This window comes from Streptomyces daqingensis (assembly GCF_014645895.1).
Lineage (GTDB): Bacteria > Actinomycetota > Actinomycetes > Streptomycetales > Streptomycetaceae > Streptomyces > Streptomyces daqingensis.
The window spans coordinates 37,467-48,285 of sequence record NZ_BMMP01000012.1 but is presented as its reverse complement, the minus strand read 5'-3'; the positions used below and the strand labels follow the sequence as shown (position 1 = coordinate 48,285).

At 74.3% G+C, this 10,819-nt stretch carries 3 protein-coding genes; 1 reads left to right on the top strand and 2 read right to left on the bottom strand.

Translation table 11 applies throughout. The features are described from left to right. Positions 1 to 64 precede the first annotated feature (64 nt). Positions 65 to 9,721, top strand: coding sequence for a non-ribosomal peptide synthetase (locus IEY56_RS18425; protein WP_189038336.1), 9,657 nt, complete (start codon positions 65 to 67; stop codon positions 9,719 to 9,721). Here IEY56_RS18425 and IEY56_RS18420 read toward each other — a convergent pair. Together IEY56_RS18420 and IEY56_RS18415 are read right to left on the bottom strand one after the other, a co-directional pair. Then, a complete protein-coding gene (locus tag IEY56_RS18420) occupies positions 9,712 to 9,942 on the bottom strand; it encodes a DUF397 domain-containing protein (RefSeq protein WP_189038335.1) in 231 nt (76 codons plus the stop codon). The two genes, IEY56_RS18425 and IEY56_RS18420, sit on opposite strands and share 10 nt — an antisense overlap. Next, positions 9,918 to 10,760, bottom strand: coding sequence for a helix-turn-helix domain-containing protein (locus IEY56_RS18415; protein WP_229712004.1), 843 nt, complete (start codon positions 10,758 to 10,760; stop codon positions 9,918 to 9,920). Before IEY56_RS18415 ends, IEY56_RS18420 begins: the two co-directional genes overlap by 25 nt. Positions 10,761 to 10,819 lie beyond the last annotated feature (59 nt).

Genomic DNA, 10,819 nt, shown 5'->3' with positions numbered 1-10,819 from the left:
GGATGAGCGGCGGGCGGCGACTCCCGTACGGGCGGGCGGAGATGTGGAACGGATCGGAGCGAGCATGAGGGAGCCCTCCCAGGAGGGCGGCGCGGCTGAGGGGCGGGACGGGCCGTTCGCCCTGTCCACGGCCCAGTCCGGCATGTGGCTGGGCCAGGCACTCGCGCCGCGTCCGTCCCGCTACCACGTGGGCATCAGCGTCGAGGTGTCGGGGCGGCTCGACCCGGAGACCTTCCGGGCTGCGTTCCGGCAGACCGCCGCCGAAGCGGAGGCGCTGCGCGCCGAGTTCACGGCCGGTGCGGACGGCGAGCCCGTCCAGTACGTCCGCCCGCTGCCCGGCGGCGCACCGGACGTCCCCTTCGTCGACCTCACCCGTGAGCGCCTGCCCCGGCGGGCAGCGACGGCGTGGATGCGCGCCGACCTCGCCCGCCCCTTCGACCTCGGCCGGGGCCCGCTGCTGCGCGGCGGCCTGCTCGAGCTCGCGGAGACGCGCACGTGCTGGTACCTGGGCGCCCACCACCTCGTCCTCGACGGGTACAGCTCCTCGCTGTTCGCACGGCGGCTGGGCGAGGTGTACGCCGCGCTCGAAGCACAACAGCCGGTACCGACCGGGGAGTTCGGGCCGCTGCGCGCGCTGCTCGACGAGGAGGACGCCTACCGCGCATCGCCGCGGTTCGCCGCCGACCGCGAGTTCTGGCTGGGCAGGACGGCCGGCCGGCCCGCAGCCCCGGACCTGTCGTGGAACGGCGGCGGAACGCCGGTTGCGTCAGGCGGGTCCGGGGCGTCGGGCGGCGCTGAGGCGTCCGGGACGGCGGTGCGCCGCAGCGCGGTGCTCCCCGCGGGGGTGAGCCGGGCCGTGCGGCAGGAGGCCGCCCGCCTCGAAGTGCGGTGGCCCGCGCTCGTGCTGGCGGCGGCCGCGCTGCACGCGCAAGCCCGCTCGGGCCCCGAGGCGGACGGGGAGGTGGTGCTGGGCCTGCCCGTCACGGCGCGCGTGGGACCGGCGCTGCGTTCCGTGCCGGGCATGGCCTCCAACGTCTTGCCGCTGAGGGTGCCCGTCGCGCTGGAGCGGCCCGCGTCGGAGCTGGTGCGCGCCGTCGGCGCCGAGTTGGGCGCCGTGCTCGGGCACCAGCGCTACCGGTACGAGGACCTGCGCCGTGATCTCGGTCTCACGGGCGGCGCGGACCGGTTGTACGGCCTGGCGGTGAACGTGCTGCCCTTCGACTACGGGCAGCTCTTCGCGGGACGGCCGGCGGTGATGCGCAACGTCGCGATCGGTCCTGTCGAGGACCTCTCCCTGACCGTCTACCAGGACGCGGAGCGCGGCGGGCTGCGCGTCGACGTGGACGCCGACCCCGCGAAGTTCGCGGGACGGGAGGCAGCCGCCGAGGCGCGCCGGTTCGCGGTGCTGCTGCGCCGGCTCACGGCGGAGCCGCATCGGCCGGCCGGAGAGCTGGACACGCTCACGGCAGGCGAGCGCAGGCTGCTGCTGCCCGGCTCCGGACCGCACCGGCCGGACGCCGCGCCCGAGCCTTCCCCGGCTGGCGCCCCGGCCTCCTCCTCCGCGAGGACTCTCCCCGAGCTGGCCGAACGCTGGGCGCGTCGCAACCCCGGTGCCACAGCCGTCAGTTCGGGAACCGGCGGCGAGCAGGGGCACGGGCGCGGAAGCCTCACGTACGGCGAACTCGACGCCCGCGCCAACCGGCTCGCCAGGGCGCTGGTGGAGCGCGGCGCCGGCCCTGAGCGCACCGTGGCGCTGCTGCTGCCGCGCGACGTGGACCTGGTCACCGCGATCCTCGCCGTGAGCAAGACCGGAGCGGCCTACCTGCCGCTCGACCCGCGCTGGCCGGCCGAGCGCATCGCCATGATCCAGGACGACGCGAGCCCGCTGCTCACGGTGACACCCGGCGAGCTGCGCGCACTTCGGGACGAGGCGGCGCAGGCGTCGTCCTCCGCCGTCACGGACTCCGACCGTCTCTCGCCGCTGCGGCCGGAGCACGCCGCCTACACCATCTACACCTCCGGCTCCACCGGCCGTCCCAAGGGCGTGGTGGTGCAGCACAGCAGCATCGTGGCGCTGCTGACCGAGGCGGCCGCGCCCTTCGGGTTCGGCCCGGACGACGTGTGGACGATGTTCCACTCCTGCGCCTTCGACTTCTCCGTGTGGGAGATGTGGGGCGCTCTCGCGCACGGCGGGCGGCTCGTGGTCGTCGGCCACGAAGTAAGCCGCTCACCAAGGGAGTTCCTCACCCTGCTCCGCCGCGAGGGCGTGACCGTACTGAACCAGACGCCCTCCGCGTTCCGCGCCCTGGACGAGGCCGACGCCGAGGCCCGGGCCGCCGCCGGCACCGGCCGGGAGCGGCCGACCGCCCTGCGCTACGTCGTCTTCGGAGGGGAGGCGCTGCGCCCGCACCGGTTGCGCGCGTGGCGGGACCGGCACGGCCCGGACTCCCCGGTGCTGGTCAACATGTACGGCATCACCGAGACCACGGTGCACGCGAGCCGGGTCGACCTGGCCGGGAGCCATCTCGCCGAGTACGGCAGCCCCATCGGCCGGGCGATACCGGGCACCCGCTTCCACGTGCTCGACAGCCGCCTGCGTCACGTACCGCCGGGCACGACAGGGGAGTTGTACGTCGCCGGCCCGGGCGTCGCGCGGGGCTACCTCGGCCGCGCGGCCCTCACCGCGTCCCGTTTCGTGGCGAACCCGTTCGGTCCGCCGGGCTCCCGCCTCTACCGCTCGGGGGATCTGGCCCGGCTGCGCGCGGACGGGGGACTGGAGTACGCGGGCAGGGCCGACGACCAGCTCAAGGTCCGCGGTTTCCGTATCGAACCCGGCGAGATCGAGGCCGTCCTGGCACAGGCCCCTGGGGTCGGGCAGGCCGTGGTGACCGCCGTCGCGGACGGCGGCGACCCGGGCCGGGCCGGCGAGGGCGACGAAGGTGCGGGCCACGGCGAAGGCGCGGACGAGGCCCGGCTGGTGGCGTACGTGGTCCCGGACGGTTCCGGGCAAGCCCCCCGGAACGGACCCGGGGAAGAGGCCGGGACGGACGCGCACGCCCCGCAGGGCGAAGTCGTCCCGTCCGGAGCGGAATTGCGCGAGCATCTGCTCGCGAAGCTGCCCGAGCACCTGGTGCCCTCGGTCTTCGTGCCCCTGGAGCGGCTGCCGCTGACCGCCAGCGGGAAGCTGGACCGCCGGGCCCTGCCGTCCCCCGCGTCCGCCGTCCGCGAGGCGTCACGGAGCACCGCCGGCGAGGACGACGACCAGCTCTTCCAAGCGCCCGAGGAGCGGCGACTGGCCGCCCTCTACCGGGAGTTGCTCGACGTGCCGCGTGCGGGCGGCGGCGGCTTCTTCGCCCTCGGCGGCGACAGTCTGCGTGCGACCAGGCTGGTCAGCCGCGTACGGAGAGAGCTGCACGCCCCCGTCGACGTGCGGGACGTATTCGAGTACCCGACCGTCGGGGGGCTCGCGTCACGCGTCCGCGCCCTCCGCGACTCCGGCGGCACCCCCGCCCGCCGTCCCCTCCCCGCGCTCACGCCGCGGGAGGTGAGGCCGGAGAGCATCCCGCTCTCCCACGCCCAGCGCCGTCTGTGGTTCCAGCAGTCGCTCACCGGCCCCGACGCCACGTACAACGTGCCGCTCGTGCTGCGGATGACCGGGGACCTCGACCGCGAGGCGCTCCGCGCCGCCCTCGGCGACGTCACCGCACGGCACGAGCCGCTGCGCACGGTCGTGGTCGAACGCGGCGGCCACGCCGAGCAGTCGGTGCTCACGCCGGAGGCGGCTGACCCCTGGCTCTCCGACGTGCGGACGGACCCTGGCGGGCTGGAGGACGCACTCGCCGCGGCTGCCCGCCACGCCTTCCGGCTGGATTCCGAACCTCCCCTGCGGGCCCGGCTGTTCGCCTGCGGACGGCGCGAACACGCCCTGCTGCTCCTGCTGCACCACATCGCGTGCGACGCCGCCTCCCTCGGCCCGCTGCTGCACGACCTGGCCGCCGCGTACACCGCCCGCTGCCGGGGCGCCGGGCCCGACTGGGAGCCGCTGCCCGTCCAGTACGCCGACTACGCCCTCTGGCAGCGCGGACTGCTCGACGATGGGGACGCGCAGGCACCCGGGACGGACGAGGGCCTCGGTCACTGGACCCGCGCTCTCGAAGACCTTCCGCGGCGTATCCCGCTCCCCGCCGACCGGGCACCGAGCCCGGAGGAACCGGAGGAGTCCAGCAGCGCCGGGGACAGCGTCGGCTTCCGCGTGCCCGCCCAAGTCCACGCCCGGCTGGCCGAGTTGGCGGCCTCCGAGCAGGCCAGTCCGTTCATGGCGGTGCACGCCGCGCTGGCCGCGCTGCTGACGCGTCTGGGAGCGGGCACGGATGTACCCGTGGGAACCGCCGTCGAAGGCCGGGCGGACGAACGCCTCGACGGCCTCGTGGGGTTCTTCGTGAACACGGTGGTGCTGCGTACGGACACCTCGGGATCGCCCACGTACCGCGAACTGCTGGCGAGGGTACGGGAGGCGGACCTCGCGGCCTTCGAGCACCAGGACGTGCCGTTCGACCTCGTCGTCGAAGCCCTCAACCCCGACCGGAGCGCCCCGGGCCAGCCGCTGTTCCAGGTGATGATGACCCTCACGCAGGCGCCGCCCCGGCAGCTCGACCTGCCGGGCCTGTCGACGACGGTCAGCGCCGTGCACACCAGCGCCGCCAAGTTCGACCTGTGCCTGAGCGTGTACGAGCACCGCGGGCCGGACGGCGCCTGCCTCGGCCTGGACGGCCGGATCGAATACCGCAGCGCCCTCTTCGAACGCGCGACGGCCGAGGCCTTCGGCGAACGCTTCGAACGGCTGCTGGCAGCCGCCTCGGCCCGCCCGGACGAGCCGCTGCACGCGCTGGACATCCTCGGACGGCCGGAACGGCGCCGCCTGCTCACCGGCTGGGGCACCGGGGCCGCCCTGCCGCCGTCCGCCGCCCGTACCGTTCCGCGGCGCTTCGCCGAGCAGGTACGCGCCACGCCCGGCGCCGTGGCCCTCCGAGCACCCGGAGTCGCCCTCAGCTACGCCGAGTTGGACGCCCGCTCGGCGGAGCTGGCCGGACGGCTCGCCGGCTGCGGCGTGACCGCGGAGACGCCTGTCGCCGTGCTGCTGGAGCGGTCGGCCGATCTCGTCGTGACGCTGCTGGCGGTTCTCAGGGCGGGCGGCGCCTACGTGCCGCTCGACCCGAGGGCCCCGCGTGCGCGGCAGGAACAGGTCGTGGCCGAGTCGCGCGCCCCGCTGATCGTCACGGACACCGGCGGCGAGGACGGGAGCAGCTGGCCGGGTTCGCCCCGCGTCGTCGGCGTCCGGCACCAGACGGGCGGCGCGGACGCCGAGGACCCGGTGGACGCCCCCGCAGGTCCGGCGGCCCCGGCCTCGCTCGCCTACGTCATGTACACCTCCGGGTCGACGGGCGTCCCCAAGGGAGTCGCCGTCACCCACGCCGACATCGTCGCCCTCGCCGTCGACGGCACCGGACGCCGGCAGGCGCCGCGGCGGAGCCTGCTGCACTCCCCGCACTCCTTCGACGCCTCCACGTTCGAGATCTGGGGCCCCCTGCTGACAGGCGGCGAAGTGGTCGTCGCACCGGCGGGCGAGCTGGACGTGGAGACGCTGGAGCGGCTCGTCGCGGAGGAGGACGTCACCAGCCTCTGGCTGACGGCGGGCCTCTTCCAGCTCGTCGCCGAGGAGAGGCCCGCCGCGCTGCGCCCCCTCGAAGAGGTCTGGACGGGCGGCGACGTCGTGTCGCCCCGCGCCGTCCGCGCAGTGCACCGGCACTGCCCGGGCACCCGCGTAGTCAACGGCTACGGGCCCACCGAGACCACGACGTTCGCCACCAGGCACGCCGTCACGGAAGGCGACGTGCGGGAGAGCGGCGGCCAGGCCGGAGAGGGCGGCGGCGTGCCCATCGGGCGCCCCCTGGACGGCATGCGCGCCTACGTGCTCGACGACGCGCTGCAGCCCGTACCGGCAGGCGTGACAGGCGAGTTGTACATCGCCGGGCCCGGCGTGGCACGCGGCTACCTCCACCGTCCCGCCCTCACAGCCGAGCGCTTCGTGGCCGACCCGTTCGGCCCGGCCGGTGCGCGCATGTACCGCACCGGCGACCTCGTCCGCTGGCTGCCCGCCGGGGTGCTGGGATTCGTGGGCCGCGCCGACGGCCAGGTCAAGCTCCGCGGCTTCCGCATCGAGACGGGGGAGGTCGCCGCCGCCCTGGCGGGCAGGGGCGGCGCCGGCCAGGTTGCCGTCGTCGCCCGGGAGGACCAGCCGGGCGAGCGGCGCCTCGTCGCCTACCTGGTGCCCGCGGAACCGGAAGGGAGCGTGGACTGGGAGGCCGCCCGCGGGCATGCCGCCGCCGTGCTGCCCGACTACATGGTGCCCACGGCCCATGTCGTCCTGGAGCAACTGCCGTTGACCCGCAACGGCAAGCTCGACCGTGCGGCGCTGCCGGCGCCCGTCCGGGCCGAGCCCGCCACCGCGGCAGCGGAGCCGCGGACGGAGTGCGAGAGGGTGCTCTGCGGCATCGTCGCCGACCTGCTGCGCCTGCCCGCCGCCGGAGTCACCGACGCCTTCTTCGACCTCGGCGGCGACAGCATCACCGCCATCCAGCTCGTCAGCCGCGCCCGTGCGGCCGGGTACCACCTCAACGTGCGGGACGTCTTCCGCCACCCCACGGTGGCCGAACTCGCCACCGTGACGCAGCGGTCGGCGGAGAAGGACGGCGGCGCCGCCGGGAAACCCGACGCGGACGAGGAGACCGGCCCGCTGCCGCTGACCCCCGTCATGCACTGGTGGCGTGAACACGGCGGTGAGACCGCGGCGTTCAGCCAGTCCATGACGCTGCGCGCCCCGCTCGGAGCGACCGCGGAGCGGCTGACGGAGGCCGTGCGGACGCTGCTCGACCACCACCCGGCCCTGCGCATGCGCTTCGGAACCTCCGCTCCGCAGCCCGGAGACGGTACGGCGGACCCCGCAAACGGCTTGGACGAATGGACGCTGGAGACGCTCGCCCCCGGCGCGGTGCGCGCGGAGGACTGCGTCCGCCTGCACCGCGTCCCCGCCCCGGACGGTCCGGCCGCCCCGGCCGGCTCCGGGACCGGCGGGCGGCCCGACGTTCTCCCCGAGGCGCTGGGCGAAGCGATGCGGGAGGCCCGCCGCAGGCTCGACCCGCGTGCCGGCCGCATGCTGCAGGCCGTACTCGTCGACCGCGGCCCGGACCACCACGGCCGGGTGGTGCTCGTCGTCCACCACTTCGCGGTCGACGGGGTCTCCTGGCGCATCCTGCTGCCCGACCTCGCCGCCGCCTACGCAGCCGTCGCGGCTGGGGAGCGACCCCAACTGCCGCCCGTCCGAACGTCGTTTTCCCAGTGGGCCCGGCTCCTCGCCGAGCAGGGCAGGGAGGGGACCCGCAAGGACGAGCACGCCCTGTGGGCCCGCACGCTCTCCGGCCCGGACCCCGCACTCGTCGCCCCGGAGAGGACCGGCGGCGATCCAGCCGAAGTGCCCCCGGGCATCGGGCATCTGCGGACGACGATGCCGCCGGAGCGCACCCGCGAACTGCTGACGGAGGTGGGAGCCGCCTTCCACTGCGGGGTCGAACCGGTGCTGCTCACCGGGCTCACCCTCGCCGTGGAGGAGTGGCGCCGCCGGCGCGGACTGGCCCCGGGCGACGTCCTCCTGGACCTCGAATCGCACGGCCGCCCCGACCTTCCCGACCGGCCGGAGGCCGAACTCACCCGCACGGTCGGCTGGTTGACCAGCGTCTACCCCGTGCGCATCGAGCCGACCGGCTGCGAGTGGAACGACGTGTGGACGGCGTCACCCGCCCTCGGGCAGGCGCTGAAACGCGTCAAGGAGCGCCTGCGCGCGGTCCCCGACCGAGGCGTCGGATACGGGGTCCTGCGCTACCTGGACCCCCGTACGGGCCCCGAACTCTCCCACGCCGCCACTCCCCGGATGGGCTTCAACTACCTCGGCCGGATGAGCGCCGCCGAAGAAGCCGACTGGGGGATCACCGCCGACACCGCCGCCCTCGCGGGCGACGGACACGCGGAGGCCGCCCTCCCGGGCGGCCACCTGATCGACGTCAACTCGCTCACCGTGGACGGTCCCCACGGTCCCGAGCTGAACGCCGAATGGTCCTGGGCGGCGGGCCTGTTCCGGCCCTCCGAGGTGCGTGAGCTGGCCGACCTGTGGTTCAGCGCGCTCTACGCGCTGGTGGCGCACGCGTCGTCCCCCGGTGCCGGCGGCCGCAGCCCGTCGGACCTGCCGTTGGCCGGACTCCGCCAGGACGACGTCGAACGCCTGGAGGAGAAGCACCCCGGCCTGACCGACGTACTGCCCCTCACCTCCCTCCAGGAGGGCCTGCTCTTCCACTCGCTGTTCGCACCGGACAGCCCGGACGTGTACCAGGCGCAGGTCGTGATGCGCCTGGGGGAGAAGCCGGACACCGGCGCGCTGCGGGCAGCCGCGCGGGCCCTGCTGGAACGCCACCCGAACCTCGCCGCCGCGTTCGAGCACGAGGACCTGGAGCGCCCTGTACAGGTGCTTCCCGGAGCGGTCGAACCGCCCTGGCGGCAGGTCGACCTCACGGGAGTCGCCGCCGCTCGCCGCGAGCAGGTCTTCCGCCGCCTCCTCCACGCCGACCTGCGGGGCCGTTTCACCCTCGACCGGCCGCCCCTGCTGCGCTACAGCCTGTTCGACTGCGGCCCCGGCGACCACAGGCTCGTCCTCACCAACCACCACCTGCTGCTCGACGGCTGGTCCATGCCCCTGCTGGTGCGGGAGTTCTTCGCCCTGTACGACGCGCGTGGCGGCACGGCGAAGCTGCCCGCCGTCACGCCGTACCGTGAACACCTCGCCGCACTCGCGGAGTTGGACGCCGAGGCGTCCCGCACGGCGTGGCGGGAGACCCTCGGCGGCATCAGCGGGCCGACGAGGCTGACGGACGGCGAGATCAGCGTCGGCTCGGTGCAGCCGCAGCCCATGCAGGTCGTCCTTCCCGGCGAGCTGGCCGACGCGCTGCGCCGCACCGCGACCCGGGACGGGCTGACGCTCAACAACGTGCTGCTGGGGGCCTGGTCGCTGCTCCTGGCGCGCTCCTGCGGAACGGACGACGTCGTCTTCGGTACGACGGTCTCCGGCCGCAGGCCCGAAGTGCCGGGCATGGAGACGATGATCGGGCTGTTCATCAACACCGTCCCCGTACGCGTGGCGATCGACGGCTCCGAGACCGTCCGGGAGATGCTGGCACGCTTCCAGGAGGAACAGGCCCGCATGCTGCCCCACCACCACGTCGGTCTGGGCGAGATTCAACGCCTCGCGGGACGGCGGGAGTTGTTCGACACCCACGTCGTCTTCGAGAACTACCCGCTGGACCAGGCGGGGCTCGAACAGCCCGTGCCCGGCCTGCGCATCGAGGGCATCGAGGGCCGCGACGCCGCTCACTACCCCCTGACGCTCGTGGCGTTCGCGGGAGAGGCGGGCGTCGCGCTGCGCTTCGACTACCGCCCCGACGTGCTCGACCGCCGCCGCGCGGAGCGCATCGCCTCCGAACTGCAGGCGATCTTGGCGAAGTTGACGGGTTCACCGGACGCGCGGGTGGCGGACGTCCTGCACACGGACACGGGATCCGCCCCGGAAGCCGGGGAAGGGGGCGCCGCGGAAGCCGCCGGCGCGGGCGGTCAGGCCTGAGCGGCCCCGCCCGCCTGCCCGTCCCGCTTCACGCGATCGACGAACGCCGCCCAGGAGGCCGACGGGAAGACGAGCAGGGGGCCGCCGGGGTCCTTGCTGTCCCGAACGGGCACGAAGTCCCTTACGTTCAGGGCAAGTTCGACGCAGTCACCGCCTGCCGCGTTGCTGTAACCGCTCTTGCGCCACTGCGCCCCGGCTACGACATCTCGTCTGACGCACATGAGTAGTGCTCCTCCATGACGCCGCGGATCAGGCCCGCGGACGCGGTAGGGGACAGGGCGCTGGCCTGCAGCCGATCGTAGAGGACCGAACGCCGCACCACAGCCTCGGAATCCTCGACGAGGCGGCCGAAGACGATGCCCTCCTCGTAGGCCACCTCGCCTCCGTCCGGCAGTGACAGCAGGGTGAAGGAGCCGCCCATGGCGGCCGGGTCGACGTCCTTGAACGGCAGCACCTGCATGTGAATGCGGGGCCTCCCTCCCAGTTCCAGGAGGTGCGCCAGCTGTTCACGCATCGTCGAAGGGCCCTCGACCACCCGGTACAGGACCGCCTCGTCGAGGATGATCCACACCCATGGAGGGTCGGGCCGTTCCAGAACGGACTGCCGGTCGAGCCTGGCCGAGACCTTCGCCTCCACATCCGCGTCGTCGTAGATCTGGCCGGACAGGAGTACGGCCCGGGCGTACGCCTCGGTCTGCGCGAGCCCGGGAATGATCTGCGAGAACTTGCGCATCTTCCTGGCCCTGGCCTCGTACGCGACGAACTTGCGCGCCCAGTCCGGGATGGGCGTCCGCCGGACGTGTTTCCACAGGTCGGTCAAGTCCCCGTCCGCGCCGAGGAGTTGGTCCAATTTCCCGGCGACGTCCTCGGGCGGGGTCTCGTTGCCCAGCTCGAACTGGGCGATGCGGCTGTGGGCGACGGGGACCCTGTCGCCCAGCTCCCGCTGCGTCCATCCCGCCCGGGTGCGCAGCTTCCGGATCTTCGCCCCGTACAGCGCGGCGAGGGACGCGGACGGGTCGAGTTCCTTGGGTGCGGGCACTGGGACCCCCGTTTTCGTTCCGGTGCTGCGTAAACCGTTACCCCTGGTGATCGTAGCGT

What these genes read in the sequence shown, in the direction of transcription:
- IEY56_RS18425 (WP_189038336.1), top strand. Translation starts at nt 65, where the DNA reads ATGAGGGAGCCCTCCCAGGAGGGCGGCGCGGCTGAGGGGCGGGACGGG.
- IEY56_RS18420 (WP_189038335.1), bottom strand. Translation starts at nt 9,942, where the DNA reads ATGTGCGTCAGACGAGATGTCGTAGCCGGGGCGCAGTGGCGCAAGAGC.